Source organism: Streptomyces sp. NPDC085931 (assembly GCF_044540565.1).
Taxonomy (GTDB): domain Bacteria; phylum Actinomycetota; class Actinomycetes; order Streptomycetales; family Streptomycetaceae; genus Streptomyces.
On sequence record NZ_JBITSK010000002.1, the window covers coordinates 494,322 to 521,320 of the forward strand.

Consider the following 26,999-nt stretch of genomic DNA (forward strand, 5'->3'; position numbering starts at 1 on the left):
CCCGCGCGGCACGGTCACCGGCTAGGGCAGGGAGGCCGTGGCGTAGTACGCACGGCACACCGACCCCTCGAAGTCGGTGGCCAGCTGCAGCAGCCGCCTGCCGTCCGCCGACGGCAGCAGCGGTGAGCTGTAGTTCTGGCAGTAGTTCACTTCGGGGTTCGGCACGGCCACCGGTGAGGTGATCGCCGACCAGGGTCCGCTGCCGTTGCGCGTGTTGGTGAGGATCGTCCGTCCGCTCCCGGCGGCGACCGTGCCGTCCCGGTTGAGCAGGCGCTGCCCGATCAGCAGGAGGCGCCCGTCGCCCCCGCCCGGGGTGGGCGCCCACGCGACGGTCGGCGCGGCGCGGAAGTACCTGCCGTCCGCCGTCTCGGGGCGGATGCCGAGGTCGGCCGGGTCGCCCCAGTTCCAGCCGTCGGCGGAGGTGCGGTAGTGCACGACGCACTGGTACTGGCCGCCGGGGTTGCAGATCTCGTAGCTCATGAAGTAGGTGCCGTTCGGCAGGCGCCGCACCACCGGCATGCCGGGCCGGTCGGGTGCCCAGGTGCCGGCCACGGTGTCGTGGTGGTCCTGCCAGCGCACTCCGTCGTAGCTGCGCGCCGCGACGAGCTTCTGGCTGTGCGCGGGGTCGGTCTCGTCGGAGTAGTGGCAGACCAGGGCGCCGTCGGCGGCCACGGAGAACTCCGGTTCCCACAGCCCGCCCGTGCCGCTCGCGACGGCGCAGGACGACAGGTAGGACCAGGTGCGGCCCACGTCGTCGCTCCGCCAGATCCGCAGCGCCATACGGCGGTCCGGCTCGTCCTGTCCGGCGGAGGAGGCCCACAGCAGGGTGCCGGCCCGCAACCCTCCCACCGGGCGGGGCAGTTCGAACAGGGTGGCGCAGCAGAGGCCCTGGCCCGTCGCGGACTCGGGGTCGGCGATCCTGCCGACCTCGCGGAAGGTCGCCCCGGAGTCCGTGCTCTCGTGGATGGCCCCGATGCCGTTGTCGCCGTCGAAGGTGACGACGCCGGCGAGGATCCGGCCGTTGGCGGTGCCGTTGTGCGCGAGCCGGACGGCCCGCGGATACAGCCCCGTTCCGTCGCGCAGGGGCGTTCCGGTCGCCGTGGGGGTGGGCGCGGAGGGCGTCGTGGCGTTCGTCGTGGGGGAGGTGGCGGCCGGGGCGGCCGCGGAGATGCTCAGGATGCCGGCCAGCGCGAGCGCGAGGAGTCGGTGCCGTCGCAGGGCATGCCGAAGTCGCAGGATCACCATGGTGTTCCTTCCGGGGTGGGGAGACGCGCGTCAGGCTAGAGCCGGATGTACATCGATGTAAACGGGTCGGACGCAAGCCGTTCCCCCCGCCCTCCCGGTCGGATGGAGGCCCTGATTCCCGCCGCCGGGCGGGGACGTGCGCGGAGCCTCAGCCACCGCGCCGGTCCCCGCCCCGGTGCCGCGGTCACACCCGGGTCGCGCGCTCCGCGTCCACCGGGACCGCCGCGGCCGTCCCGGGCGCCGGCTCCGGGCCGCTCTCGCTCAGGCCGTAGCGCGTGTGGAGCCTGCGCAGGAAGCCGGGGGCGTACCAGGCCGAGCGGCCGAGCAGGCGCATCGCAGCGGGGACGAGGACACCGCGCACGGCGAGGGCGTCGAGGAGGACGGCCAGTCCGCTGCCGAGGCCGAACATCTGCATGAAGCTGAGCTGGGCGGTGCCGAAGGCGAAGAAGCTCACCGCGAGGAGGAGGGCGGCGGCGCTGACGATGCGTCCGGTGTGGCCGAGGCCGTCGACCACGGCGGTCTCGTTGTCCGCTCCCCGGTCGTGGAGTTCCTTGATGCGGCTGGTGACGAAGACCTCGTAGTCCATGGACAGGCCGAAGGCGATGCAGAACATCAGCACGGTCATCGACACCTCCATCGGCTGGGCGGTGAAGCCGAGCAGCGAGGAGAGGTTGCCGTCCTGGAAGATCCACGTCATCACGCCGAGGGTGGCCACCAGGCTGATCAGGTTCAGCAGCAGTGCGCGCACCGGCTGCACGACGCTGCCGGTGAACAGGAAGAGCAGCAGGAAGGTGGTGAGGACGACCAGGGCCACGGCCAGGGGCAGCCGGTCGGCGATGGACTGCTTGGCGTCGACGAGTACCGCGTCCGTGCCGCCGACCAGGGGACGCGTCCCCTCGGGCGGGGCGAGCGAGCGCACCTGCCCGACGAGGTCCTGGGCCGCGTCCGACTTGGGCGTCAGGCCGCTCACCAGGGTGATCCGCTGTGCGTCGGGGCGGCCGAGGGCGGCGTCGGCCCGGCCGGTCGTCACGGGCTGCCCGGCGCTGCGGGTCCCCGCGCTGGTCTCGACCCGCTCGACGCCCCGGAGCGCGGACAGCCGGTCGGCGTACGACACGAGGGACGCCCGGTCCACGGGCTGGTCGATGACGATGTGCAGGGCGGAGTCCGCGCTGCCGCCGAACTCCTCGCGCAGCACCTGCGAGACCTGGCGGCTCTGGGCGTCCTTCGGCAGCACGCGCTCGTCGGGTGTGCCGAAGCTGATGTTCAGCAGCGGGCTCGCCGCGAACAGCAGCACGGCGAGGACCGGCAGCGCCGTGAGGGCGGGCCGCCGCATGACGGTGCGCGCCAGCCGTCCCCACAGGGGGGTGCGGGCCTGGGCGTTCGCCGGCTTCGCCGCGCTCCTCGCCTTCGCCCACGGCAGTCGGCCGCTGTTGACCCGGTGTCCGAGGACCTTCAGCAGGGCCGGCATCACGAACAGGGTGCTCAGGGCGGCGATGGCGACGACCCCGACTCCGGCGAAGCCGAAGGAGCGCAGGAAGTACTGCGGGAAGACCAGCAGCGCCGCCAGGGCTGCCGCCACGGTCGCGGCGGAGAAGGCGACGGTGCGGCCGGCGGTGTGCACCGTGCGCCGTACGGCGTCGTCGACGCTCGCCCCGGCGGCGAGCTGCTCGCGGAAGCGGCTGACCATCAACAGGGCGTAGTCGATGCCCAGTCCGAGGCCCAGGGCGGTGGTGAGGTTGGTGGCGGTGTCGGCGACGTCGGTGACGCTGCCGAGCAGGAAGAGCTGGGCGAAGGAGCCCATGATGGCGATGATCGCGATGATCAGCGGCAGGAGGGCCGCGACCACGCTGCCGAAGACGATCAGGAGCAGGACGAGGGTCAGGGGTATGGCGATCGCTTCGGCCAGGATCAGGTCGTCGACCACCTGGTTGGACAGGTCGGCGCCCACGGCGGCCCCTCCCCCGGCCTGCACGGTGAGGTCGCCCCGGTAGGTGCCGGTGTAGGTGTCGAGGATGCCGCGGGCGTTCTCCCGCTGCTGGGTGGTGTCGCCCTTCACATGGGCGAGCACCATGGCCTGACGGCCGTCCTCGGAGCGCAGGTCGGGGCTGTTGGTCTCCCAGTACGACACGACGTTGCCGAGTCGCTCGTCCCGCTTGAGGTCGGTGACCAGGTCTCGGCCGCTGCTCCGGGCGGCCGGGGTGTCGACGCGGCCACCGGGTGAGCGGACCAGCAGGACGAGGTTGGTCTCTCCGCCGAACTTCTCGTCGATGATCCGCGCGGCTCGGGTGGACGGGGAGGCGGGGTCGTCGAAGCCGCCCCCTTTCAGCTTGTCGAAGGCGCCGGCGCCCACCACGGCCATGAGGGCCACGGCGAGACCGGCGACGATCAGGACCAGCCGGGACCGGCGGATCGCCAATTCGGCCATACGTTCGAACACGAGGTGATCTCCTTCGAGGGCTGCGGAAAAGGCAAGGACGTTCCGGCCGGAAGGAGGCCGGTGCCGAGGCGCGGCGGAGCCCCTTCGCCGGGTCAGGCGGGGCGCGGGCCCGGACTCTTCGCCGCCGGGCACGACGCTACGGAGACGGCGGCTGTTTGAGTAGCGGAAGATTTATCTGACACTGTCAGATTTTTCGAACGAGACGCGGTCGACGGGTGCCCGGCCCGGATCGCTCGCCCTAGGATCGGCGCATGTCCGCACACCAGTACGCGACGGTCCCGCCGTCCCTGCGCCAGCGCCGGCGTGCCGTCGCCACCCAGGAGATCGTGGACGCCGCCGAGGGCCACCTCGCCGAGAACGGACTGCACGCCCTGTCGCTGAGAGCGGTCGCCCGCGGCCTCGGCATGACCGTGCAGGCCCTCTACCACTACTTTCCGAACCGGGACGCCCTCGTCACGGTGCTCGTCGCCAAGGCCTACGAGGAGCTGGCCGATGCCGTGACGGCAGCCGTCGGGGACGCGGCGGGCGAACCGGCCGAGCTGCGGTTCCTGGCCGCCACCGACGGCTATCGCCGATGGGCCGTCACCCATCCCGAGCGATTCCAGCTGCTGTACGGAGCGCCCCTGCGGCACTACGCGGCGCCCGCCGAGGGGCCGACCACGCGGGCCATGCGGCGGATGGGCGAGGCCTTCCAGCGCGAGCTGTTCGACGGGTTCACCACCGCACAACTGGCCGCCGCCGACACCCGCACGCTGTCACCGGCGCTCCAGGCGCACCTCGCCACGCAGTTCCCGCACGGCCGGCAGACCCTGCCGGCCCCCGCTGCGGCGCTCCTCATGAGCGCCTGGGGCCATATGCACGGCATGGTCGTCCTGGAGGCCTTCGGCCACACGTCCTTCATCGGCGAGCACCAGGCCGAGATCTACCGCATGGCGATGCGGGACCTCTGGGCGGACGTCCACCGCCGCATCCCCTCGTGCACCGGGGCGGCCCCGGCCGCGCCCTGACCGGGAGGGAAGCCGCCCGTCCCGCGTCGTGACCGCGACCACGGGGGCTCGACCCGGCTTCCTCGCCCCCGGCGGGCCGGTCCTGCCCGGCGAACGCGTCGTCCCTGTCGGCGGCTTGGGCATCCTCCTCGTCACTCCGCGTCCGGTCCCCTCTCCGCCGGACGGCCTCGGCTGCCGTGCCAGTCGAGGATCACGGCCGTGGCGTCGTCGCGCAGGTTGCCGTGGCAGGCGGCGAGCACCGCCGAGGTCAGGCCCCGGACGGCCTCGCGCGGATGCAGCGCCCGGGTGTCGTGCACGACCGAGGCCAGGTCGACCGCCGCGGCACCGCGGTCCTGCATCCCGTCGGTGAGCAGGATCAGGCGGTCGCCCGGGAGCAGGGGCAGTTCCTGCACGCGGTAGGAGGTGGGTGCCGCCACGCCGAACGGCAGGTTGACCGCGAGCCTGACCTCCTCCACGACGCCGTCGCGCAGCCGCAGGGGCCACGGATGGCCCGCGTTGACCAACTCGCACAGCCCCGTGCGCAGATCGACGCACAGCAGCTGCCCGGTGGCCAGGCCCCGGCTGTGGCTGAGCAGGGCCTGGTGGGCGTGGTGGGCCTGCTTCAGGGCGTCGCAGCCGCTGCGGCGCGCCCGGCGCAACGCGCTGACCAGCAACGTCGCCAGCAGAGCGGAGTTCGTGTCGTGGCCCATGGCATCGGTGACGGACAGGTGCAGGGTGTCGTGGTCGAGGGTGTAGTCGTAGGTGTCGCCCCCGATGTCGTCGGCCGGGACCAGACCGGCGGCGAGGGTGAACTGGGGTGCCTCGCAGCAGGAGGCCGAGGGAAGCAACTGGTGCTGGATCTCCGCGGCCAGGCTGGTCTCGGTGGTGCGCCGCCCCAGGTGGTACAGGTCCGTGAAGCGGCGGTCCGTGACGATGATGTACGCCAGCGCGTGTGCCGCGTCGCGGACCTGCCGGAGCACGGTGTCGTCGGCGGACTGCAGGGTCGCCTCCAGAACGCCGATGCAGTCGCCGCGGTTGGTGACCGGCGTGATGACGCGCAGTCCGCCCTGGCCGTCCGGTTCCGCGTGCTGGCGCTGACTCTGCAGCACGCTGTCGTAGACGCTGCCCCGCAGATCGATCGGCCCCGGGTGGTCGGCCGGGTCGCCGCCGGCCGCGGCGAGGCGTACCAGTCGCTGGCCGATGAGATCCGCGAACAGGAAGGACACGCGTGTCGCGCCGAACCGCTTCTGCAGGTCCCGTGCGACGACGTTCACGGACTCGCCGGGCGGCGCCGCCTCCGCGGCGGCGAGCACATGGCCCAGTTCCAGATCTCCACGTTCCACGACAACCTCCCGTCGGCTGCCGCACCTTTTTCCCCGAGTTTCCGGGACATCACCTCATCTGCCCGTGTTGCCTGGTCAGACGGGTACGAGCCGGCTCACCGCGCGGGGAGCGCCCCTCGCGCCGTGCGCTGCCCGGCCGCCGGCCCGGCGCTGAACGGCCTGCCCAGGAAACGCGGTTCGCCCGCACCGGCAGCGGGCGGCTCAGGGGCGCGGGTCCAGCACCTCCAGCGCGCCGGTCCGGGTGTCGTAGCTGCGCAGGGTGGTGAGCCGGACCGACGGCGGTGGCGCCGGCAGCAGGCCGGGGATCCGCCGGTCGGCGAAGGCACCGGCCCGCCGGGTCCGGCCCAGGGTGATGTGCGGGGCCCAACGCCCGGGTTCGTGGAAGGGGTTGAGGGTCTCCGGCGGGCTGTCCGAGGCCACCGCCTCCCACACCCGGCGGTGCAGCCCGGCCAGCGCCGAGTCGGGATCCAGCGCCCAGGCCAGGACGGAGGTGGGGCGCTCGAAACGGACCAGGCCGGTGCACCGCACCGGCAGCGGCAGGGCGGCGGCCACCTCCGCGAGCTCCCAGCGGATCGGGGCGGTCAGCTCCGGGCAGACGGCGAGGGTGAGGTGCGGGGCGTTGGTCGGTGAGCGGTGGCGCGCCTGACTGGGCAGCCCCGCGTCCGCGAGCCGCCGCCAGGCCTCCCGCACAGCCCGCTCCGCCACCTCGTCCACCAACAGCTCGACCGTGCGCACCGCCGCAGCCTACCGACGCGTCACGCCCGCGCGCTGCTCGCGGGGCCGGGCCGCCGGCCCGCGTGGGCCGGGCAGGTGTCCGTCGCGGTTTCCGGTCGGCTCATTCCGGTAAGTGGCGCACCACCCTTGACCCTCCCGCGATCTCCGGCTTAACGTTCCGGCGTTTACAGCAGATTGAAACGATTCAATTCCGCGAACCAGAATCTGGGGCACGACATGCACAAGCCCATACCCCGGCCCGACGGGATGACCCGGCGCGCGGTCCTGGCCGCCTCCCTGGCCGCCGGCACCGCCGCCGCCCTCACCGCGGCGGGCCCGGCGGCCTCCGCCACCGCGCCGACCGGTCCCCGGAACCTGTCCGGCGACTGGTTCGCGACGCCGCCGCGCGCGGTGCGCCCCAAGTTCCGCTGGTGGTGGCCGGACGGCCTGGTCGATCCGGCGGAGATCGCCCGCGAGATCGACCAGATCGCCGACGCCGGTTTCGGCGGCGCCGAGATCGCCGCCGTCCACCACAGCGTCAAGGACAAGTCCGTCCTGGACACCGCGCACCACGGCTGGGGCAGCGCCCCCTGGCGCGACGGCGTCGAGGCGGCCCTGCGCCAGGCCGCCCGCCGCGGTCTGACCGTCGACCTCACGCTCGGCCCCAGCTGGCCCGTCGCCGTCCCGGGCGTCACCCCCGACGACGAGGCCGCCGCCCAGGAACTCGCCTACGGCCGCGTCTCCGTGGCGGCCGGCACCACCTACCGGGGCCCGGTCCCCGAGCCCGTGCACGCGGCCGCCCCCGGCGTCACCCGGCGCACCCTGCTCGCCGTCCAGGCCGCCCGTGTCGAACCGGCCAACGCCACCCGCAAGGAGACCGGCCTCGACCCCGCCGGCGTCCGGGACCTCACCTCCGACGTTCGCGACGGCACCCTGACCTGGACCGCGCCCGAGGACGGCGACTGGGTGCTCCTGTCCTACTGGCAGCGCGGCAGCGCACAGCAGCCGGAGTCCGGCCCGCACTCCTCCCCCGCCGCTTACGTCGTCGACCACTTCAGCCCCGCCGGCACCAAGGCCGTCACGGCATTCTGGGAGCGCACCGTCCTGACGGGCACCGTGCGCCGCCTGCTCAGGGCCGCCGGAGGCGCCTTCTTCGAGGACTCCATCGAGCTGGAGACCGAGGCCCTGGTGTGGACGTCCGCCCTGCCGGCGACCTTCGAGGAGCGCACCGGCCGCCCCCTGCTGCCGTACCTGCCCGTCCTCGTCCTGGACGACAGCAACCAGGTCTTCGCCTTCGACGCCCAGCTCACCCGGCAGATCCGCCACGACTTCTGGGCCACCGTCTCCCACCTGTTCCACACCCACCACGTCACCGCCCTGCGCGACTGGGCGCACGCGCTGGGCATGCGGCTGCGCTCCCAGCCCTACGGGCTGCAGACCGACTCCATCGCCTCCGCCGCGCTCCTCGACATCCCCGAGGGCGAGTCGCTCGGCTTCAAGAACCTCGACGACTACCGCTGCCTGGCCGGCGGCCGCGACATGGCCGGGCACACGGTCCTGTCCTGCGAGTCGGGCGCCTACAACGGCTCCGCCTACAGCACCACCTGGGACCGTTTCCTGCGCACCATGGGCGGCGCCTACGCGGCCGGTGTCAACCAGACGGTGGTGCACGGCTTCTCCTACGCCACAGCCCCCGGTGTGGCCTGGCCCGGCTTCGCCGCGTTCAGCCCGTACAACGGCGCTTCCGGCTACGGGGAGTCCTGGGGGCCGAGGCAGCCCACCTGGCGGCACATGGCGGACATCGCCGGCTACCTCGGCCGCGTCCACCAGGTCCTGCAGACCGGTACCCCGCGTGCCGACGTGGCCGTCTTCCGGCAGACCGGCTACACCGCGACCGGCATCGGCGCCTCCTGGTTCACCGCGACCGGAGTGCCGCTCGGCTGGACCCACCAGTTCCTCAGCGGACCCCTCCTCGACCTGCCCTCCGCCCGCGTCTCCGAGGGACGGCTCGCACCCGACGGGCCCGCGTACAAGGCCCTGTTCGTCGAGGGCGACTTCTTCTACGGCTCCACCCCCACCCTCGCCCTCGACGACGCGCGGAAGCTGCTGCGGCTGGCCCGGGAGGGACTGCCCGTCGTCCTGCTCGGCGCCTTCGACCAGGCGCTCACCCCGGGCGTGCCGGAGCCGGGCGAGACCGAGCGGCTGCGCACGGTCATGGCGAGCCTGCTGGCCCTGCCGAGCGTCCGACGCGTCACCGACAAGGCGGCCGTCGGCGACGCCCTCGCGTCCCTCGGCGTCCGCCCCGACGCCCGCTACGCCACCGCCTCCACGCTGCTGAACTTCCACCGGGTCAGCGGCGACACGGACTTCTACTACCTCTGCAACGGCAAGCACGCCGAGACCGTCAAGCCGCCCGTGACCGCCGTCGACCACGAGGTCACCCTGCGCCGCACCCGGCGCGGTGCCACCGTCCCCTACCGGCTCGACCCGTGGACGGGCGAGGTCACCCGCATCGCCCGGTACACCGAGACCGGCGACGGCATCACCGTGCGCGTCGCCCTCCAGCCCGGCCAGGCCACCGTCGTCGCGCTCGGCCGGCCCGGACTCTTCGGTGACCGCGACGGCAACCGCCCGCACGCCGTGGACAGCGACGCCGACCGGGTGGTGTTCACCGGCCGGGGCACGGCCGTGCGCGTCTCCAGCGCGGGGACGTACACCACGCGGCTCTCCGACGGCAGCACGGCGACGACCACCGTGGCCGCCGTTCCCCCGCCCGTCACCCCGTCCCGCTGGCGGCTCGACGTCGAGGACTTCCGCCCCGGCGCCGACGCGACCAGCACCACCGTCGTCCGGCAGACCGTGACGCTGGACGCCCTGCTGCCGTGGTCGCAGATACCGGAACTGGCCGACTCCGCCGGCGTCGGCCGCTACCGCACCACGGTGTCGCTGCCCGCCGAGTGGACCGCGTCCCACGGCGCCTACCTCGAACTCGGCACAGTCAGCGACACCTTCCGGGTCACCGTCAACGGCACCCGCCTGGCCCCCGCCGACCGGCTGCACCCGGTCGTCGACCTCGGCGGGCACCTGCGCCCCGGTGACAACGTCATCGAGGTGGAGGTGGCGACCCCGCTGATCAACCGCCTGCGCGTCGTCCAGCCGTCCGTCTTCGGCACCGCGGCCCGCCAGGCGCACGGCCTGACCGGGCCGGTGCGCCTGGTGCCGTACGTCCAGCGGAGGGTGGGCTGACGTCACCGGAGCGACGTGTGGGGCGTGCCCGGCGGGGTGAAGGGGCGCTGCGGGGGCGAGTCGTCGTGCGCGACGGGGTGTGGCCGGCGTGACGGCCGCATCCCGTCGCCGGACATGCCCCTCGGGCCGGCGCCCGGCCGGGCGCCGGCTCGCTAGCATGCGGCGCATGGCCATCAGACTCGAGAACGTCGGCATCGCGGTGCGCGACCTCGAAGCGACGATCTCCTTCTTCACCGACCTCGGTCTGACGGTCGTCGGCCGTGACACGGTCAGCGGGGAGTGGACCGACACCGCCGTCGGCCTGGACGGCAACCACGCCAGGATCGCGATGCTCCAGACGCCGGACGGGCAGGGGCGCCTGGAGCTCTTCGAGTACATCCACCCCGAGGCGATCGAGACGGAGCCCACGCTGCCCAACGAGATCGGCATGCACCGCGTCGCCTTCGCGGTCGACGACCTCGACGCGGCCCTCGAAACGGCCGCGAGGCACGGATGCCGTCCGCTGCGCGGAGTGGCGACCTACCAGGACCTCTACAAGCTCACGTATCTGCGCGGCCCCAGCGGCATCCTCGTCATGCTCGCGCAGGAACTGAGGAAGGACTGACGGGTCCGGACGACAGGCCCTAGTCCTGGTACTGCGTCAGGTCGATGCCGTACAGCCGCAGGTCGTGGCCGTCGAGCGGGTCCTGCGCGACGCCCTCCGGGTGCATGCCGAGTTTCCCGAGTACGTTCGCCGAGGCCCGGTCGTCCGCGCGGCAGACCGCGACAACCCGGTCCAGCCCTCGGTCCTGCAGCGCGAACTCCAGGGTGGCGTGCGCGGCTTCGGACGCGTACCCCTGCCCCCAGAACACCCGTCCCAGACGCCACCCGATCGCCACCTGGCCGGCGATCGCGTCGGGGGCGGCGGCCACGGTCAGGCCGACGGCGCCGGCCAGCTCACCGGAGCCCAGCAGTTCGACCGCGAACGTCCCGAAGCCCTCCTCGTCCCACTCCTCCTCCCATGCCTCGATGTCCTGGGCGGTCTGTTCGAGGGAGCGCGGCTTTCCGTCCCCGACGTACCGCATCACCGCCGGGTCGGCGTGGATCTCGGCCAGGGCGACGAGGTCGTCGTCGAACCATCGGCGCAGCAGGAGGCGGGGCGTGCGGATCTCGGTCATGCCCCCATCCTGCCGACACGGCGTCACCGGCGCGAACCGGGGCGCCGCGTCCCGGCGGTCGCCTCCGCCCCGGAACCGCCGGGCACCGCCCGCCCCGGCCCGGGCAGGATCAGAACAGCCGCCCCTGCGAGCCTCGTCGGGCGGGGTGCGGGGACGAGCGGCACGTGCCTGCCGGAGCCGGGTCGTCGCCGAAGAGCGGAGCCGTACCGCACTCGTCCAGCTCGGCCGGGATCCGTCCGTCCACCTCCGGGGGTGGCGGCGCCTCACGGTCGAAGTCGTCGGGAGTCATGCGCACCCAGTCGCGGCCGCCCTGTTCACTCACCTTTCGTCACCGCCTCTCCCCCGGGCCCGTTTCCGGAAGGGCCCACCCATGATCAGTTCCACCATTCGGGCGGTCGTGAACACTCCGGCACGCCCCGAACCCGCGCCACGTGCCACCGACTTTGAACACACTGATGACAAAGTATGGACATGACAAGCGAAAGTCTCTTACCTTTGCGGCGCAACCCCGCGCTCCACCCCCGTGAACGACCGGAACGATCCGGCACGGTCCGGTCCCCAGCACAGGAGGACCAATGCGCCAACGACCCTTCCCCCGAGCCCGAAGACACCTCGTCGCCGTGCTCACGTCCACCGTCCTGGCCGGCGGTGCCCTGGCCACGCCGGCGGCGGCAGCCGATCCCGCCCCGGCGCCCGCGAGCCCCGCCCCGGCGGCAGCCGCCGACATACCGCCGCAGGAACCCGGCGTCACCCTGCGCGTGTACGACGTCCAGACCCCGCTCAGCAAGCTGTGCACCCTCAAGCCGGGGCAGACCCCCAACCACGACAGGCTCATGCCCACCGTGGACTGGTCCTCGGCCGCCGACTTCGGCGGGCTGGAGGACCGCTTCGTCTCCGAGGCGACCGGCTATCTGATCGCCCCCCGCGACGGTTCGTACGTGTTCCGCCTCACCAGCGACGACGGCTCCCGGCTGTCGCTGGACGGTTCCACGGTGATCGACCACGACGGTCTGCACGGCGCCGAGCCGAAGGACGGCACCGTGCATCTCACCGCCGGGTCCCACCCCTTGCGCGTCGACCACTTCGAACGCGACGGCGGGCAGCAGGTGCAGCTGTCCTGGAAGCCGCCGGGCGAGAGCGAGTTCACCGTCGTGCCCCGCGAGGCGCTGAGCACCGACGCCGGCGTGGTCCGGGTGACGGCGCCGGGCCGCAAGGAGTGCGAGGCGAGCGGCGACTCCCCCGGCGACGGGCTGCCCCTCACCTCCGTACGTCCCGACCTCGACCTGACGGACCTGCGCCCCGAGGGTTTCGAGCCGCAGGTCAGCGGCATGGACTGGCTGCCCGACGGACGCCTGGCCATCAGCACCTGGGGCGGCAGTGACAACGTTGCCGGGGAGGTGTACCTGCTCGACAACGTCACCGGCGAAACCAGTCGCGACAAGGTCACCGTCAAGAAGGTCGCCGAAGGGCTGCGCGAGCCCATGGGGATCAAGTACGTCGACGGCTCCCTGTACGTCTCGCAGAAGCACGAGCTGACCCGGCTGGTGGACGACGACGGCGACGACGTCACCGACACCTACCGCACGGTCGCCACCTGGCCCTACGGCGGCAACTTCCACGAGTTCGCCTTCGGTCTGCTCTACCGCGACGGGTACTTCTACGTGAACCTGTCCGTCGCCATCGACTACGGCGGCGCGACCACCACTCCGCAACCCGCTCCGGGCCGCGGCACCACCTACAAGATCAGCAAGAAGACCGGCCGGATCAGCCCGGTCGCGGGCGGGCTGCGGACGCCCAACGGGATCGGCTGGGGCCCGGACGGCGGCCTGTTCACCACCGACAACCAGGGCGGCTGGCTCCCCTCGTCGAAGCTGGTCCAGATCAAGCAGGACCGCTTCTTCAACCACTACACCGAGCCCGCCGGCCCCTTCGAGTCCTCCCCCGTCACCGCGCCGGTGCTCTGGCTGCCGCAGAACGAGATCGCCAACTCCCCCTCGACACCGCTGTACTTGAAGAAGGGGCGGTTCGCGGGCCAGATGCTCATCGGCGACGTGACCTACGGCGGGCTCCAGCGCGCCTACCTGGAGAAGGTGAAGGGCCAGTACCAGGGCGCGGTGTTCCGCTACACCCAGGGCCTGGAGGCCGGGGTCAACCGCATCACCCTCGGCCCCGACGGCGCCGTCTACGCCGGCGGACTGGGCGCCGACGGCAACTGGGGCCAGGAGGGCAAACTCCGGTTCGGTCTGCAGAAGCTGACACCCAACGGCGGCAACACGTTCGACATCAAGACGATGCGTGCCGTCCCGGGCGGCTTCGACCTGACGTACACCCAGCCGGTGTCGGAGCAGACCGCCGCGGAACTCGCCGCGCGCTACCGGATCGAGCAGTGGCGCTACACCCCGACCAGGGACTACGGCGGCCCGAAGATCGGCGAGGAGAGGCTCGCCGTGCGTTCGGCGACACTCTCCGGCGACGGCCGCACCGTCCGGCTGCGGACGGACGGCCTGAAGCCCGGTCACGTGGTGCACGTGCGCTCCCCGCGCCCCTTCACCTCGGCCTCCGGGGAGGCACTGTGGAGCACCGAGGCCTGGTACACGCTCAACGAGCTGCCCGGGAAGCAGCCGCCGGCCGCCACCCTGTACGAGGCGGAGGAGGCACGGCTGACCGGTACGGCCGGGATCAACACCGACCACCCCGGTTACTCCGGCAGCGGTTTCGTCGACCGGTACGCCACCGAGGGCAAGGTCGCCACGACGTTCGACGTGACCGTCCCGAGGAGCGGCACGTACGACGTGAACCTCCGCTACTCCAACGGCCCGAACCCGTTCGCCGGCACCAAGTCCCTGTCCGTGTACGCCAACGGGAAGAAGATCCGGCAGACCCCGCTGCCCTCCACCGGGGACTGGGACACGTGGTCCACCCGGACCGAGCAACTGGCCCTGCGCGCCGGCCGCAACGAGATCTCCTACCGGTTCGACGCCGGCGACACCGGGCACGTCAACCTCGACCTGATCACCGTGCGTCCGCACGGCGCCGAGGTGACGCTCTTCGACGGCACCGCCGCCGCGCAGGCGCAGTGGCAGCACACGGACGGGCGCAAGGTGGCCTGGCCGTTGACGGACGAGAAGTCGATGGAGGTGTGCTGCGGTGACATCCGCACCAAGGACGCCTACCAGGACTTCGCCCTGCACGTCGAGTACCGCGTGCCCCTGCTGCCGCCGGACGTCACCGGCCAGGACCGCGGGAACAGCGGCATCTTCCTCCAGGACCGCTACGAACTGCAGATCCTCGACTCCTACGGTGACACCACCCTGGACACCAACGAGGCCGGGGCGATCTATCTGAAGAAGGCGCCGGACGCCAACATGGCGAAGCGGCCGGAGACCTGGCAGACCTACGACATCGTCTTCCGTGCCGCCCGCTTCGACGACCGGGGCAACAAGACCGCCGACGCCCGGGTGACGGTCGTGTGGAACGGCCGGACGGTCCACGACGACGTCGCTCTCGACGGTCCGACCGCCTCGGGCCGGTCCGAGACGCCGGCGGCGGGAGCGATACGGCTGCAGGATCACGGCAACAAGGTCCGCTTCCGCGCTGTCGAGGTGCGACCCCTGTAGGACTCCGTCACCGGGAGCGGCCTCCGCCCCGGTGGACGCCCGGAGGGCCGGTGGCCGTGGCCACCGGCCCTCCGGGCACGAGTGCGGCAGGATGGAGGGATGCGGAGGCGACCAGTGCTGATCTTCGACGGGGACTGCGGCTTCTGCACCACGTCCGTGGGTGTCGTCCGACGTGTGGTGCGGCCCCGGTGCGAGATCGTGCCGTGGCAGCGCGCGGATCTCGCGTCGCTCCGCGTCACCGAGGAGCGGGCCCGGCACGAGGCCCTGTGGGTGACCCCGACCGGCCGGGTGTACGGCGGTGCGCAGGCCGTGGCGAAGATCCTGCTGAGCGCGGGCGGGGTGTGGGCCGTCCCGGGGGCGATCCTCACCCTGCCGCTCGTACGCCGGGCCGCCCACGGCGTCTACCGTCTCGTGGCCGTCAACCGCGGCCGGCTGCCCGGAGGGACGGCGGCGTGCGCCGTACCCGGGCCCGGCCCCGGGGACATGGTCGCCGCGAGGCCGGGCAGACGGTAGGGCGGCGCCGCGCCGACGGTACGCGCGGTACGCCGGTCGAGCCTGGGGAGGCCGGGGTGTTCGAGGGGTTCGAGACGGCGCAGATCGATGTCGGTCCGGCGTCCGTCTTCGTCCGCTACGGCGGGGAGGGCCCGCCGGTGGTGCTGCTGCACGGCCATCCCCGTACCTCCGCGACGTGGCACCGGGTCGCTCCGCTGCTCGTGGCAGCCGGTCACACGGTCGTGTGCCCGGACCTGAGAGGGTACGGGCGCTCCAGGGGACCGCGCTTCACCGCCGATCACACCGGCTATTCCAAACGCGCCGTCGCCGGGGACGTGGTGGCCGTGATGCGCCACCTGGGCCATCGTCGCTTCGCGCTCCTCGGACACGACCGCGGGGGCTATGTGGCGCTGCGCCTCGCCCTCGACCATCCCGAGAGCGTCTCCCGGGTGGCCTTCGCGGACTGCGTGCCGCTCACCGAGCACCTGTCGCGGATCACGGTGGACTTCGCCACCCAGTGGTGGCACTGGTTCTTCTTCGCCCAGCCGGACATCCCCGAGCGCGTCATCACCGCCGATCCCGACGCCTGGTACAGCGGCGACCCCGAGTCGATGGGCCGGGAGAACCACGAGGAGTGGCGACGAGCCATCCGCGACCCCGACGTCGTACGGGCGATGCTCGAGGACTACCGCGCCGGTCTCACCGTCGACCGGCGGCACGAGGAGGCCGACCGCGCCGCCGGGGCGCGGATCGACTGCCCGACGCTCGTCCTGTGGTCGCTGCGAGACGACCTGGAGGACCTGTACGGGGACCCCCGGGCGATCTGGCGCGACTGGGCCCGTGATGTCCGCGGTCACGGCATCGACTCCGGCCACCATGTCGCCGAGGAGGCGCCCGAAGCACTGGCCTTGGCCCTCGCGGACTTCCTTCGGCCGGACACGGGCCGGGAGTAGGCCGCCCGCCGGCGCTACACCGGATTGCGTCCGGCGATGTCACCACCGGGGTCGTCCAGCAGGGCGATGCGGACGCTGACGCGTTTGCCGACCGGCTCCCGCCGGACCTCGAAGCCCTGCGCGACGGCCATGACGATCTCCAGGCCGTGCTGCCCGACCCGGCCCGCGTCGGCGGCCCGGGCCACCGGCAGGACCGGGTCGCTGTCCCACACGCTCACCTGCACCGCGTCGCCGGAGACGCGCAGGTCCATCAGTACGGGACCGGGAGCGTACTTGCGGGCGTTGGTGACCAGTTCGCTGACCACCAACCGGGTCAGGTCCATGGCGCGCGCGGACACCGGAATGCCGTGTTCGGCCTGGACCCGGGTGAGGAAGCCGGCCGCCCGGTGGCGTGCTTCGGCTATGACGTGTCCGTCGCCGTCGAGGGCGACCGTGTCCTGGATGAGAGGGGCGGTGCCCGGCTGCACGTGGCCCTCGCCCCCGGGGACTGCTTCAGCCGGTTCCACTTCCGTACCCCCGTTCACCGCCTGCGCGTACCCCCGCACTATGCCTCACAAGCTCCTCGCGGTCTCCACCGCGGGGTGAACGCGTGTTCGTCGCGGTGCGGGCTCCGGGTGAGCTGCGGGCGCGCTCCGCCCGGCGGTGGACCGGGTCGCCGTCGGGGGCGTCCGGCCGGTCACCCGGGCTCACCCGTGTCGTCCGGCGGACGCAGGTGCCGCTGCACGGCCGCGTCCAGTTGCCGGCCCACCGGTGGCGGCAGCGGGTCGCCCAGCGCCCAGTCGATCACCGTCTCGGCCACGGCGTGCAGTTTGACGTTCGCGTGCTGGGACACCTCGCGCAGCACTTCGAACCCCGCGGTCGGCGCCAGCCGGTGGACCGCGACCAGGACACCGATGGCCTGATCGACCGTGGCGTGGGAATCGACCGCCTGCCGCAACTGGGCGTTCTCCCGCTCCAGGCGGGTCGGCGCGGCATCCTCCCTGGCCTCGGGCTGGGACCGCTGGGCACGGGAAGTCGTCATCACCGGCTCTCCATCGTGAGGTTACGTCTGCTCCTCGTACGCCTGCCCACTGCGCGCGCCGCGAGACACCGCGGGAGACGGCCACGCGACGACCGGCCGGTCGTGGCGATCACACGGCGGGCGGGTCCGTCGTGACCTGGCGGGCCGTCGCCGCGGGCCGGGCGGAGGCTGCCGGGTGGCGTCAGCCGAGGGACGGTGGTGTCCAGGCCGCGTGGCGCAGGATCGTGCGCAGGGTCACCTGGGAGGGGGCCAGTCGCAGGGCGGTGTTCCGCGCTGCCACGGCCAGGGGATGGGTGAGTCGCTGGCCCAGCCGGCCGGCCCGCCGGGCGTCACGGGCGACGGACCGGACGCGGGGACGGCGCTGCGTGTCGTAGCGGGCCAGGGCCGACTCGACGGTGGGTTCGGTGGTGAGCGCGGCGGCCAGGACGACCGCGTCCTCCAGTGCCTGGCAGGCGCCTTGGCCGAGATGCGGGGTCATGGCGTGGGCCGCGTCGCCGAGCAGGGCGATCCGGCCGCTGGTGAAGGCGGGCAGCACCGTGGCCAGTTCGTGGATGTCGTGGTGCAGGACGGCGCCGGGCCGGGTCGCCTCCAGCAGCGCCGGGATCGGATCGTGCCAGTGGCCGAAGCGGCGGCGCAGCGCGGCGAGGGCGTCGGCGGGCCGGGCGCCGGGCGGTGCGGTGAGGACCGCGTGCCACTCGGCCCGGCCGTCGGCGAACGCGATGTGGCCGAACTCCGCGCCCCTCCCCCAGGTCAGTTCGAAGTCGGTGTCCAACCGCACCGGACGCTCGGTGATGGCCCGCAGTACGGTCGAGCCGCTGTGGACCGGGCCGGGGTGGCACGGGAACAACCGGGCGCGCAGCCGGCTGCCCACTCCGTCGGCGGCCACCACCAGGTCCGCTTCCAGGTCGCCGTCGGCGAGGGATATGCGTGGCCGGGTGGGGTCGGAGCGGTCGACGGAGGTCACCTCGGCCCCGACCCGCAAGGACGCGGCGGGCAGCGCCGCGCGCAGCACCCGGTGCAGTGCGGCCCGGGGGATCCCGAGGATCGGTGTCCCCAACTGCCGTTCGAGGGCAGTCCCGTCCATCCGGGCCAGCCAGCCGCCGCCGGGGACACGGGTGCCGCCGGTGTACTGGGGCCGGGCGGCCGCCCGCACCGCCGCGCCGACGCCGAGGGCGTCCAGGGCGCGCATGCCGTTGGCGTGCAGGGAGATGCCGGCGCCCGCGTCGGCGAGGACGGGGGCGCGTTCGAGGACGGTCACCCGCCAGCCGATCCGGCGCAGGCCGATGGCCGCCGCCGTTCCGCCGATTCCGCCGCCCACCACGACCGCACTGCCACCCATACCGGTCCTCTCCCGTCCGCCCCGCCGTCGCCTGCTTCTACAGGTGTAGAAGAGTAGTCGGTGCCTCTACAGGTGTAGAAAGGGGGGATGTCCACAGACCGACGTACCGTCCTGGCCGACGCGGCCATCGACGTGCTCGCCGAGGCGGGGCTGCGGGGCCTGACCCATCGCGCCGTGGACCGGGCCGCGCAGCTGCCGTCCGGTACCACCTCCGCTTACTTCCGCACCCGTCAGGCGCTGCTCGGTGCCCTGGTCCGCCGTCTGGTCACCCTCGACCAGGCAGAGCTCCAGGAGGCCGGGGAACGGATGCCGGTGCCGCGGAACGCCGGGGAACTCGCGGCGGGCATCGCCGTGCTCGCCGAGCGACGGCTCACCGGGGAGGGACGGCGCCGCTCCCTCGCCCGCTACGCCTGCGCCATCGAGAGCGTGCACCACCCGGAGCTGCGGGAGATCCTCCTGCCGCGCCGGAACGCGGGGCGGGACCTCGTCCGCGCCTTCCTGGCCGCGCAGGGCGTCGCGGACCCGGACGGCCGTACGGTCACCCTGCTGGCCTGTGTGGACGGACTGGTCTTCGACCGCCTGGTGGGGGGCGGGGCCGTGGCGGAGCGGGAGATCCACGGGCTGGTGGCGGCGGCCCTGCGGTAGCTCCGCGCGCCGCCCCCGTCCGGTGCGTGCGGCGGGCGTACCGGCGTCGCCCGGCACGTAATCTCTTCCTGTGTCAGCCTCCCGCCTGCATCGCGTCGCCGTCCTCGTGCTCGAAGGCGCGAAGCCGCTCGACGTCGGGATTCCCGCGCAGGTGTTCACGACCCGCGCGAGCATGCCGTACGAGGTGCGGGTGTGCGGGGCGGCCCCGGGTCTGGTGACCGGCGGTGACGGGCTGGCCTATCACGTCGCCCACGGGCTGGACGCGCTCGCGTGGGCCGACCTCGTCTTCGTCCCGGGCTACCGGCATCCGGACCGCGACGACCCGCCGCGGGCCGTCGTCGACGCGCTGATCGCCGCACACGGCCGGGGCGCGCGGCTCGCCGCCATCTCCACGGGCGCCTTCGCGCTCGCCGCCACGGGCCTGCTCGACGGCCGGCGTGCCACGACGCACTGGCACTACACCCGGGCCCTCGCGGCCCGGCACCCGCTCGTGCGGGTCGACGAGAACGTGCTGTTCGTCGACGAGGGCAGCGTGCTCACCTCGGCCGGTGCCGCCTCCGGCATCGACCTGTGCCTGCACATCCTGCGCGGCGATCTCGGAGTGGCCGCCTCCAACCACGCCGCCCGGCGCCTGGTCGCGGCCCCCTACCGCAGCGGCGGCCAGGCCCAGTACGTGCCGCGCAGCGTCCCCGAGCCGCTCGGCGAGCGGTTCGCCGCCACCCGCGAGTGGGCGCTGCACCGGCTCGGCGAGCCCCTCACCCTCGACGTGCTCGCGCAGCAGGCGGGGGTGTCGGCGCGGACGTTCTCCCGGCGCTTCGTCGAGGAGACCGGCTACACGCCGATGCAGTGGGTGATGCGCGCCCGCATCGACCTGGCCCGCGAACTGCTGGAACGCTCCGAGCGCAGCGTCGAGCAGATCGCCGACGACGTGGGCCTCGGCACCGGCGCCAACCTGCGCCTGCACTTCCAGCGCATCCTCGGCACCACACCGAGCGAGTACCGGCGCACCTTCACCCGCGGCGTGTGACGCCGTCCACCCGGCGTGGCGGGATCCTTGCGAACCGTGGCGATACCGCCACTGTCCGGGGTGCGGGCCGCGGACGAGCATGGGTGGTGCGAAGGGAAGGGACCTCATTCATGACTCGCATCGCCATCAACGGATTCGGCCGCATCGGACGCAATGTGCTGCGCGCCCTGCTGGAGCGTGACAGCTCCCTGGAGATCGTGGCCGTCAACGACCTGACGGAGCCCGCCGCGCTCGCCCGGCTGCTCGCCTTCGACAGCACGGCCGGCCGGCTGGGACGCCCGGTGAGTGTCGACGGGGACACCCTCGTCGTCGACGGCCGCCGGATCAAGGTGCTGGCCGAGCGCGAGCCGGCGCAGCTGCCGTGGGCCGGACTCGGCGTGGACATCGTCCTGGAGGCCACCGGCCGCTTCACCTCGGCGAAGGCCGCCCGGGCCCACCTGGACGCCGGCGCGAAGAAGGTGCTCGTCAGCGCACCGTCGGACGGCGCGGACGTCACGCTCGCGTTCGGCGTGAACACCGACGCCTACGACCCGGAGCTGCACACGATCGTCTCGAACGCCTCCTGCACCACCAACGCGCTCGCGCCGCTGGCCAAGGTGCTGGACGAACTCGCCGGTATCGAGCACGGGTTCATGACGACGGTGCACGCCTACACGCAGGAGCAGAACCTGCAGGACGGTCCGCACCGCGACGCCCGTCGCGCCCGGGCCGCCGGGGTCAACATCGTGCCGACCACGACCGGCGCCGCCAAGGCGATCGGGCTGGTGCTGCCGAACCTGGACGGCAAGCTGTCGGGCGACTCGATCCGCGTTCCGGTGCCGGTGGGCTCGATCGTCGAACTGAACACGACGGTCGCGCGGGACGTGACGCGGGAGGACGTGCTGACGGCGTACCGTGCCGCGGCCGAGGGTCCGCTCGCCGGTGTCCTCGAGTACTCGGAGGATGCGCTGGTGTCGTCCGACATCGTGGGCAACCCCGCTTCGTCGATCTTCGACTCGGCGCTCACCCGCGTCGACGGCCGCCACGTCAAGGTCGTCGCGTGGTACGACAACGAGTGGGGCTTCTCCCACCGCGTGATCGACACGCTCGAGTTCCTCGCCACCCGCTGACGCGCACCCGGCCGGCGCCCTGCCCCGGCCGGAACTTCCCCCGAGCGCCCTGGTCGACCAGCCGGTCCGGCCGGGGCGCTCGGCCGTGCCGCACCGGACGGAGGGCCGCGGACTTTCGTGTGCCGCTCACCGTGATGTGGCGCGCGCACGGAACCGCTCCCGCCCGCACGGGCCGGTGGGCAGCGGCTCCGGATCAGCCGGAGGCCGGTGCGCCGGCCTCTGTGCCCCTCAGGAAAGCGGTGAGGATGCGGCGCAGCCGGGGCTCCACCTCGACGACCGCGTGCGCGAGCCGGGGGTCGCTGGTGTAGAGCTCCCGCAGGCGAGGGCCCGGGCTGGCCATCTGCCACAGGGCGCCGGCCATGCCCGTGGCGGTGGCGATCATGTCGATGGCCTGCTGCTCGCCGAGTCCCAGAAGACGGTCCAGTTCGGCGCTGATCGCGGCGACCTCGTGCAGCGTGACGAGCTTGAACGCGCGGACCCTCTCCAGCGACACATTGCGCTCCAGGTTGAGCGGGGCCTGGGCCAGCAGGTCGCAGAACATGGGACGTGCGGCCAGCGTCCCGGCGAACACCGCGGCGACCTCCGCGGCGGTGGCCTCCCGCCTCGGCCCCAGGTCGGCACGCAGTACCGCGGACCACTCCCGCCAGCCCTCCGCGGTGAGTTCGAGGAAGATCTGCTCCCGCGTCTCGAAGTAGCGCAGCAGCGCCGACTTGTGCATGCCGACTTCGGCGGCGAGGTCGGTGAGCGTCACCTCACGGATGCCGCGCGCCTGGCCGAGCCGCCGGGCCGCTTCCAGGATCGCCGCTTCACGCGCCTGCTTGGCCTCCGCGCTGCGGGCCCGTCGGAAGGAGGCTGGCTGAGTCATGGAGCCATCATAGGAACGCTTACCAAAACGCTGTTGCATTATTTGGAGAACGGTGTTGCACTAAACCTATGACTGATACCGAAGCCGAACGCGGCGCACAGGTCTGGTTCATCACCGGCTCGTCCCGCGGACTGGGACGCGCCCTGGTCACCGCGGTCCTCGACGCCGGCGACTCCGTCGTCGCCACCGCCCGCCGCCCCGACGCGCTCGCCACGGAACTGGAGGGCTACGGCGACCGGGCCCTCGTCCTGCCGCTCGACGTCACCGACGCCGATGCGGCCCGCAGGGCGATCGAGGCCACACTCGACCGCTTCGGCCGCGTCGACGTGCTGGTGAACAACGCGGGGTACGCCAATGTGTCACCGGTGGAGACGGCCGGCGACGACGACTTCCGCGCCCAGTTCGAGACGAACTTCTGGGGCGTCTACAACGTGACCAAGGCGGCGCTGCCCACTCTGCGCCGGCAGGGCTCGGGCACCGTGGTCCAGTTCAGCTCGGTCGGCGGACGCGTCGGCGGGTCCCCGGGCATCGCCTCGTACCAGGCGGCCAAGTTCGCGGTCGATGGATTCACCCGGTCACTGGCGGCGGAGACCGCGCCGTTCGGGGTGCGGTTCATGGTGGTCGAGCCGAGCGGCTTCGCCACCGACTGGGCGGGCTCGTCCATGACCGTCCACCCCGTCCCGGAGGCCTACGACGAGACGGTGGGCGCGATGAACCGGCTGGTGCGCCAGAGCGCGGTCGGCGCTGCCGGTGACCCGGAGCGGGCCGCTGACATCATCGTGCGCACGGTGCGGCGGGGCGAGGTCCCGAGCCATCTGCTGCTCGGCGTGAACGCGGTGACCATGGCGCTCGACTATTCCCGTCGCCAACTGGCCGAGGCGAGTGCCTGGGAAAAGGTCAGCCGCTCGGCCGACTTCGCGGAACCGTACCCCGTGGAACTGCCGCCGCGGGGATAGCGCGGGTCCCGCGCTCGTGCCCGGCATGACCCGCGGGGGCCGTCGACCGTGGCCTCGGCGAAGGAAGGGCCCTAGGTGAGCGCCTGGACCGCGTAGAGGGCGCCGATCGCGGCGGCGAGACCGCCCAGCAGCAGGCGGAGGGCGCCTTCGGGCAGCCGGGGCTGGAGGCGGGCGCCCAGATAGCCGCCGGTCAGCCCGCCCAGTCCGCAGGCCAGTCCGAGGAACCAGTGCGGGGCGACGTCGTCGCCGCCGGCGAGGGCGAGCAGTCCGTAGGTGCCGGCGCCGACCAGGGAGGTCAGGAAGGTGGAGGCGAGCGCGGCCGGGGCGACCTGGGCGACGGGCATGCCCCGGCCGACCAGGAGGGGCCCGAGGAGGGAGCCGCCGCCGATGCCGTAGATGCCGCCGATCGTGCCGACGGCCAGCGCCAGGGTGGTGAGGGTGCGCGGTGCGGGCGCGCGCGGCGTCCGGCCGGCCGGTGCGCGGAGCGTGCGGGCGATCAGCCAGAGGCCGAGGGGAAGCAGCAGGACGGCGACCAGGAGCCGGAACACGGCCGGTCCGGGGAGGGCGAAGACCCGGATGACGGCCCCGAGCACGACGCCGGGCAGCGTGCCCGCGACGAGCCTGCGGGTCAACGGGCCGTAGAGGCTGCCGTCGTGGCGGTAGCGCAGCAGCGCGCCCGGGCCGGAGACCACGTTGTAGAGCAGGTTGGTGGGGGTGACGGCGGGGCTCGGGACGCCCAGGACGCTGAGCTGGACCGGCAGCAGGAACACGGCGCCGGAGACCCCGACCGGCGCGGTGACCAGGGCGATCAGGGCACCGGCGGCGAAGGCGAGCAGTGACCCGGGCCAGTCCGGTCCCATCCTCGTTCCCCGCTCCGTCCGATGCCCGGCATCGATGCCGGTGTCCGGCGCCGGTGCCCGATGTCCGATGTCCGAATGTCCGATGCCAGGTGCCGCCACGGAGGGATCCCCCGGCCGGCGCCCTGGAACATCCGGAACAGTAGCGCTCCGGGACCGGCGCGCCCCGCCGTCACACCCTCGGTCGTGTCCGTAAAGTCCCGTCGTCCGCCCGGAGGGCGGGCCCTGCGGCGTCTGGTGCGTGCTCTCGGCGCGCCGGGCGGAGTCCCGCGTGCTGGATGTACTTGGGGCTTCGCTCGGTGCGGCGAGAGTGCGTGCCAGGCGTCGCGGGGCAGGCGGGACTTTACGGACACGGCCTAGGTCCCGGGGACCGGCGCGGGCAGGGTGAGTGCCGAGTGGGCCGGGTGCTCGGTCGCCGGGGGCAGCGTGCCGAGCTGCCGCAACATGTCGTTGCGCCGTTCCAGGGCCTGTGGGGTGGTGGGGAACAGCTTGGCCTCGCCCTCGCCGACCTGGTCCTGGTTCAGGGTCACGAATCCCCGGGTGTCGCGTTCGTAGGCGGCGAAGCCCGCCGTGTGGTCCCGGTCCGCCAGGGAGGCGGCGAGCATGTACGCGCCGACCAGGGCCAGGCTGGTGCCTTGTCCGGTGAGGAACGAGGGCGCGTACGCGGCGTCGCCCAGCAACGCGGCCCTGCCGCTCGACCAGCGCGGCATGCGGATCTGCCCGACTGCGTCGAAGAACAGGTCGTCCGCGTCGCGCGCGGCGGCGAGGATGCCCGGAACTTCCCATCCGGCGCCGGCGAACACCTCGTCCAGAAGGGCCCGTTGGGCTTCCCGGTCCCGGAGCGCCGCGGACGGTGGTTCGGGGTGGGCGAAGTTCAAAAAGGCGTGCACTTCGTCGTCGTCCCCCACGGCGTAGAGCGCGGCGGCCCTGCCCGGGCTGTTCCACATCACCGTCTCGTGGGAGAGCCCGAAGGTGTTGCGCAGGGTGAACACGGCGAAGCAGTAGCCGAGATGGCGGTGGAACCGCTCCTCGGGGCCGAACAGCAGCGCGCGGGTGCGCGAGTGGGCACCGTCCGCGCCGAACACCAGGTCGAACGTACGCCTGCCGCCGCCGCTGAAGGTGACGTCGACCCCGTGGCCGGTCTGGTCGAGGGTGTCGATGGAGTCGCCGAACAGGAACTCCACGTCGTCGCGGACCGCCGCGTACAGGGCGTCGGTCAGGTCCCCGCGCCGCACCTCCAAGTCCCGGCCCGCGGTCCCGCCGGTGAGGGAGTGCGGGCTGAGCGAGGCCACCTCTCCCCCGTCCTCGTCGAGGAAGGTGAGCCGGCGCAGGTCGACGTGCGCGTCCTGAAGCCTCGGCAGGATCCCCATCCGCCGGACGACTTCCAGCGCGGTGCCGCGCACGTCGACGGGGTAGCCGCCGTGGCGCAGTGAAGGGGCCTTCTCGACGACCGTGACCGCGCAGCCGCGGCGGTTCAGCCAGTAGGCGAGGGCGGGCCCCGCGATGCTGGCCCCGGATATCAGGACCGTGCGCCGGGGCGCGGTGCGGGCGGACCGCGGCGGAGGGGTGCGGGTCATGCGTCGACTCCTTTGCTCATGGTGCGGGTGACGAGCAGGGACAGCGTCGTGACGGCGCCGGCGATGACGAAGCCGGTGACGAACGCCGATTCGGCCGGGATCTCTGATCCGGCGGGGGTCGCGGCGGTCAGCAGCGCCCCGCCGACCTGCGCCCCCACGGCGTAGCCGATCACGCGTGTGACCAGGACCAGGCTGGTGGCGATGCCGGTGTCGCCCCGGTCGGCGGACATGGCGGTGCTGGTCACCAGCGCGGTGACGCACAGGCCGCCGGCGAGCGAGATCAGCACCTTGCCGAGGACGAGGTGCCAGACCTCGCTGTGCGCGGCGGCCAGGCCGATCAGGGCGACGGCCATCAGGGCGATCCCGGTGGTGACCACGGCGCGCGAGCCGAAACGCCGTACGCCGATGCCGCTGATCGGTCCGGCGGCCGCTGCCGCGGCCGCGCCGGGCAGCAGGTACAGGCCGATCTCGGTGGCGCTGGCCCCGAAGCCGTAGGCGCCGGCGGACACCGCGAACAGTTGCGGGACGAGGTAGACGGCCAGTGAGGTGCCGACGCACATGACGAACGTCAGCACGCACGCCTTCCACATCGTGGGCCGGGCCAGCATGCGCAGGTCGACCATCGGCGAGGACGCACGGCGTTCGACGGCCACCCATGCGGTGACGAAGGCGGCGAGCAGCACGACGAGGGCGCCGAGCACGAGCGGCTGTGCGGCGATGTCGGGCGCCAGAGCCAGCACGAGCATGAGGGTGACGAGCGTCCCGCTCAGCAGGAGCAGTCCGGGCCAGTCGACTCCGGCGCCGTCCGGCCGGCCCGGCGGGTCGTGCGGGAACAGCCGGTTCACCACCAGGGTGCCGCCGACGACCGCGATCGTCGGCAGCGCGAACATCCAGTGCCGGGACAGGTTTTCCGCGACGGGCCCGGCCGACAGCGTGCCGGCCATGCCGCCCGCGACGAACAGTCCGCTGACCACCCCGATGGCCATCTTCGACTCGTCGGTGGGGAGATGGGCGCGCGCCAGGATGAACGACAGGGGCAGGGCGCCCACCATCGCCCCCTGCAGCACCTGGCCGAGCAGCAGCACGGGCAGGTTCGGGGCCAGCGCGGAGACCAGGCCACCGGCCGACACCACCGCCATCAGCCGGATCAGGACGCGTTTTCCGCCGTAGCGGTCGCCTAATCTGCCCGCGATCGGTGTGACGAGTGCGCCGGTGATGAGCAGCACGATGCTGAGCAACGCTCCTTCGGCGGGGCTCATGTCCAGTTCGCGCTGGAGGAGCGGGAGGGTCGGTGTCACCACCGACTCCAGGGCGCCGGTGGCGACGGCCAGCGCGCCGAGGGCGGCGACGGCGGCCTTTCCGACGCGCTTGGGGGGAGCCAGAGTTGCGGTCATGGACGTCCTTTCGCGACGG

The 26,999-nt window shown here is 73.1% G+C and carries 23 protein-coding genes; 10 read left to right on the top strand and 13 right to left on the bottom strand.

The genetic code is table 11. The features are described from left to right. Positions 1–21: 21 nt before the first annotated feature. Complete coding sequence (locus tag ACIGAN_RS05085; protein WP_399854929.1) at positions 22–1,245, bottom strand: exo-alpha-sialidase; 1,224 nt, start codon at positions 1,243–1,245, stop codon at positions 22–24. A gap of 184 nt (positions 1,246–1,429) precedes the next feature. Next, on the bottom strand, positions 1,430–3,682 hold the full coding sequence (locus ACIGAN_RS05090; protein WP_399854931.1) for an MMPL family transporter: 2,253 nt from the start codon (positions 3,680–3,682) through the stop codon (positions 1,430–1,432). A 251-nt stretch (positions 3,683–3,933) separates the two neighbouring features. Here ACIGAN_RS05090 and ACIGAN_RS05095 point away from each other — a divergent pair, with 251 nt between their 5' ends. Continuing rightward, positions 3,934–4,689: a TetR/AcrR family transcriptional regulator gene (locus ACIGAN_RS05095; protein WP_399854934.1), complete on the top strand. Its 756-nt coding sequence runs from the start codon at positions 3,934–3,936 to the stop codon at positions 4,687–4,689. A 131-nt stretch (positions 4,690–4,820) separates the two neighbouring features. Here ACIGAN_RS05095 and ACIGAN_RS05100 read toward each other — a convergent pair whose 3' ends face one another. After that, the gene (locus ACIGAN_RS05100; protein ID WP_399854937.1) at positions 4,821–6,011 is read right to left on the bottom strand and encodes a PP2C family protein-serine/threonine phosphatase; all 1,191 of its coding nucleotides are present in this window, start codon (positions 6,009–6,011) and stop codon (positions 4,821–4,823) included. 201 nt (positions 6,012–6,212) lie between these two features. After that, a complete protein-coding gene (locus tag ACIGAN_RS05105) occupies positions 6,213–6,746 on the bottom strand; it encodes a 2'-5' RNA ligase family protein (protein ID WP_365088290.1) in 534 nt (177 codons plus the stop codon). Between the two features lie 216 nt (positions 6,747–6,962). On the opposite strand from ACIGAN_RS05105, the gene ACIGAN_RS05110 reads away from it, so the two are divergent. Beyond that, positions 6,963–9,971, top strand: a complete 3,009-nt coding sequence (locus ACIGAN_RS05110; RefSeq protein WP_399854940.1) for a glycosyl hydrolase — start codon at positions 6,963–6,965, stop codon at positions 9,969–9,971. A gap of 166 nt (positions 9,972–10,137) precedes the next feature. Beyond that, entirely contained in the window at positions 10,138–10,575 is a 438-nt protein-coding gene (locus ACIGAN_RS05115; RefSeq protein ID WP_365088292.1) for a VOC family protein, read from the top strand. 19 nt (positions 10,576–10,594) lie between these two features. On the opposite strand, the gene ACIGAN_RS05120 is transcribed toward ACIGAN_RS05115, so the two are convergent. Beyond that, complete coding sequence (locus ACIGAN_RS05120; RefSeq protein ID WP_365740102.1) at positions 10,595–11,128, bottom strand: GNAT family N-acetyltransferase; 534 nt, start codon at positions 11,126–11,128, stop codon at positions 10,595–10,597. Between the two features lie 109 nt (positions 11,129–11,237). Next, complete coding sequence (locus ACIGAN_RS05125; RefSeq protein WP_399854943.1) at positions 11,238–11,450, bottom strand: hypothetical protein; 213 nt, start codon at positions 11,448–11,450, stop codon at positions 11,238–11,240. Positions 11,451–11,703: 253 nt separating this feature from the next. Between ACIGAN_RS05125 and ACIGAN_RS05130 the strand changes: the two genes are divergently transcribed. From ACIGAN_RS05130 to ACIGAN_RS05140, 3 genes are all read left to right on the top strand, one after another. Beyond that, a complete protein-coding gene (locus ACIGAN_RS05130) occupies positions 11,704–14,745 on the top strand; it encodes a family 16 glycoside hydrolase (protein WP_399854946.1) in 3,042 nt (1,013 codons plus the stop codon). A gap of 99 nt (positions 14,746–14,844) precedes the next feature. Then, positions 14,845–15,258 (top strand): thiol-disulfide oxidoreductase DCC family protein, encoded by a 414-nt coding sequence (locus ACIGAN_RS05135; RefSeq protein ID WP_399854949.1) that lies wholly within the window; start codon positions 14,845–14,847, stop codon positions 15,256–15,258. 56 nt (positions 15,259–15,314) lie between these two features. After that, positions 15,315–16,190, top strand: coding sequence for an alpha/beta fold hydrolase (locus ACIGAN_RS05140; protein WP_399854952.1), 876 nt, complete (start codon positions 15,315–15,317; stop codon positions 16,188–16,190). A 14-nt stretch (positions 16,191–16,204) separates the two neighbouring features. On the opposite strand, the gene ACIGAN_RS05145 is transcribed toward ACIGAN_RS05140, so the two are convergent. The 3 genes from ACIGAN_RS05145 to ACIGAN_RS05155 form a co-directional block, all read right to left on the bottom strand. After that, entirely contained in the window at positions 16,205–16,696 is a 492-nt protein-coding gene (locus ACIGAN_RS05145) for an ATP-binding protein (protein ID WP_399854954.1), read from the bottom strand. 170 nt (positions 16,697–16,866) lie between these two features. Continuing rightward, entirely contained in the window at positions 16,867–17,211 is a 345-nt protein-coding gene (locus ACIGAN_RS05150) for an ANTAR domain-containing protein (protein WP_365088300.1), read from the bottom strand. A gap of 181 nt (positions 17,212–17,392) precedes the next feature. After that, positions 17,393–18,550, bottom strand: coding sequence for an FAD-dependent monooxygenase (locus ACIGAN_RS05155; protein ID WP_399854956.1), 1,158 nt, complete (start codon positions 18,548–18,550; stop codon positions 17,393–17,395). 87 nt (positions 18,551–18,637) lie between these two features. Between ACIGAN_RS05155 and ACIGAN_RS05160 the strand changes: the two genes are divergently transcribed. From ACIGAN_RS05160 to gap, 3 genes are all read left to right on the top strand, one after another. After that, a complete protein-coding gene (locus ACIGAN_RS05160) occupies positions 18,638–19,195 on the top strand; it encodes a TetR/AcrR family transcriptional regulator (RefSeq protein WP_399854959.1) in 558 nt (185 codons plus the stop codon). Positions 19,196–19,265: 70 nt separating this feature from the next. After that, entirely contained in the window at positions 19,266–20,222 is a 957-nt protein-coding gene (locus ACIGAN_RS05165) for a GlxA family transcriptional regulator (RefSeq protein WP_365088305.1), read from the top strand. Between the two features lie 110 nt (positions 20,223–20,332). Continuing rightward, the gene (gap, locus tag ACIGAN_RS05170) at positions 20,333–21,331 is read left to right on the top strand and encodes a type I glyceraldehyde-3-phosphate dehydrogenase (RefSeq protein WP_365088306.1); all 999 of its coding nucleotides are present in this window, start codon (positions 20,333–20,335) and stop codon (positions 21,329–21,331) included. A 193-nt stretch (positions 21,332–21,524) separates the two neighbouring features. Here the strand turns inward: gap and ACIGAN_RS05175 are convergent, their stop codons facing one another. Next, positions 21,525–22,196 (bottom strand): TetR family transcriptional regulator, encoded by a 672-nt coding sequence (locus ACIGAN_RS05175; RefSeq protein WP_365088307.1) that lies wholly within the window; start codon positions 22,194–22,196, stop codon positions 21,525–21,527. 68 nt (positions 22,197–22,264) lie between these two features. Here ACIGAN_RS05175 and ACIGAN_RS05180 point away from each other — a divergent pair, with 68 nt between their 5' ends. Then, entirely contained in the window at positions 22,265–23,152 is an 888-nt protein-coding gene (locus ACIGAN_RS05180) for an SDR family NAD(P)-dependent oxidoreductase (RefSeq protein WP_399854961.1), read from the top strand. A 71-nt stretch (positions 23,153–23,223) separates the two neighbouring features. Here ACIGAN_RS05180 and ACIGAN_RS05185 read toward each other — a convergent pair whose 3' ends face one another. From ACIGAN_RS05185 to ACIGAN_RS05195, 3 genes are all read right to left on the bottom strand, one after another. After that, on the bottom strand, positions 23,224–24,012 hold the full coding sequence (locus ACIGAN_RS05185; protein ID WP_399854964.1) for a TSUP family transporter: 789 nt from the start codon (positions 24,010–24,012) through the stop codon (positions 23,224–23,226). Between the two features lie 353 nt (positions 24,013–24,365). Beyond that, complete coding sequence (locus tag ACIGAN_RS05190) at positions 24,366–25,586, bottom strand: FAD-dependent monooxygenase (RefSeq protein WP_399854965.1); 1,221 nt, start codon at positions 25,584–25,586, stop codon at positions 24,366–24,368. Then, the gene (locus tag ACIGAN_RS05195) at positions 25,583–26,980 is read right to left on the bottom strand and encodes an MFS transporter (RefSeq protein ID WP_399854968.1); all 1,398 of its coding nucleotides are present in this window, start codon (positions 26,978–26,980) and stop codon (positions 25,583–25,585) included. Before ACIGAN_RS05195 ends, ACIGAN_RS05190 begins: the two co-directional genes overlap by 4 nt. Between the last annotated feature and the right edge of the window lie 19 nt (positions 26,981–26,999).

What these genes read in the sequence shown, in the direction of transcription:
- ACIGAN_RS05085 (WP_399854929.1), bottom strand. Translation starts at nt 1,245, where the DNA reads ATGGTGATCCTGCGACTTCGGCATGCCCTGCGACGGCACCGACTCCTC.
- ACIGAN_RS05095 (WP_399854934.1), top strand. Translation starts at nt 3,934, where the DNA reads ATGTCCGCACACCAGTACGCGACGGTCCCGCCGTCCCTGCGCCAGCGC.
- ACIGAN_RS05110 (WP_399854940.1), top strand. Translation starts at nt 6,963, where the DNA reads ATGCACAAGCCCATACCCCGGCCCGACGGGATGACCCGGCGCGCGGTC.
- ACIGAN_RS05115 (WP_365088292.1), top strand. Translation starts at nt 10,138, where the DNA reads ATGGCCATCAGACTCGAGAACGTCGGCATCGCGGTGCGCGACCTCGAA.
- ACIGAN_RS05120 (WP_365740102.1), bottom strand. Translation starts at nt 11,128, where the DNA reads ATGACCGAGATCCGCACGCCCCGCCTCCTGCTGCGCCGATGGTTCGAC.
- ACIGAN_RS05130 (WP_399854946.1), top strand. Translation starts at nt 11,704, where the DNA reads ATGCGCCAACGACCCTTCCCCCGAGCCCGAAGACACCTCGTCGCCGTG.
- ACIGAN_RS05135 (WP_399854949.1), top strand. Translation starts at nt 14,845, where the DNA reads ATGCGGAGGCGACCAGTGCTGATCTTCGACGGGGACTGCGGCTTCTGC.
- ACIGAN_RS05150 (WP_365088300.1), bottom strand. Translation starts at nt 17,211, where the DNA reads ATGACGACTTCCCGTGCCCAGCGGTCCCAGCCCGAGGCCAGGGAGGAT.
- ACIGAN_RS05155 (WP_399854956.1), bottom strand. Translation starts at nt 18,550, where the DNA reads ATGGGTGGCAGTGCGGTCGTGGTGGGCGGCGGAATCGGCGGAACGGCG.
- ACIGAN_RS05160 (WP_399854959.1), top strand. Translation starts at nt 18,638, where the DNA reads ATGTCCACAGACCGACGTACCGTCCTGGCCGACGCGGCCATCGACGTG.
- gap (WP_365088306.1), top strand. Translation starts at nt 20,333, where the DNA reads ATGACTCGCATCGCCATCAACGGATTCGGCCGCATCGGACGCAATGTG.
- ACIGAN_RS05175 (WP_365088307.1), bottom strand. Translation starts at nt 22,196, where the DNA reads ATGACTCAGCCAGCCTCCTTCCGACGGGCCCGCAGCGCGGAGGCCAAG.
- ACIGAN_RS05180 (WP_399854961.1), top strand. Translation starts at nt 22,265, where the DNA reads ATGACTGATACCGAAGCCGAACGCGGCGCACAGGTCTGGTTCATCACC.
- ACIGAN_RS05185 (WP_399854964.1), bottom strand. Translation starts at nt 24,012, where the DNA reads ATGGGACCGGACTGGCCCGGGTCACTGCTCGCCTTCGCCGCCGGTGCC.
- ACIGAN_RS05190 (WP_399854965.1), bottom strand. Translation starts at nt 25,586, where the DNA reads ATGACCCGCACCCCTCCGCCGCGGTCCGCCCGCACCGCGCCCCGGCGC.
- ACIGAN_RS05195 (WP_399854968.1), bottom strand. Translation starts at nt 26,980, where the DNA reads ATGACCGCAACTCTGGCTCCCCCCAAGCGCGTCGGAAAGGCCGCCGTC.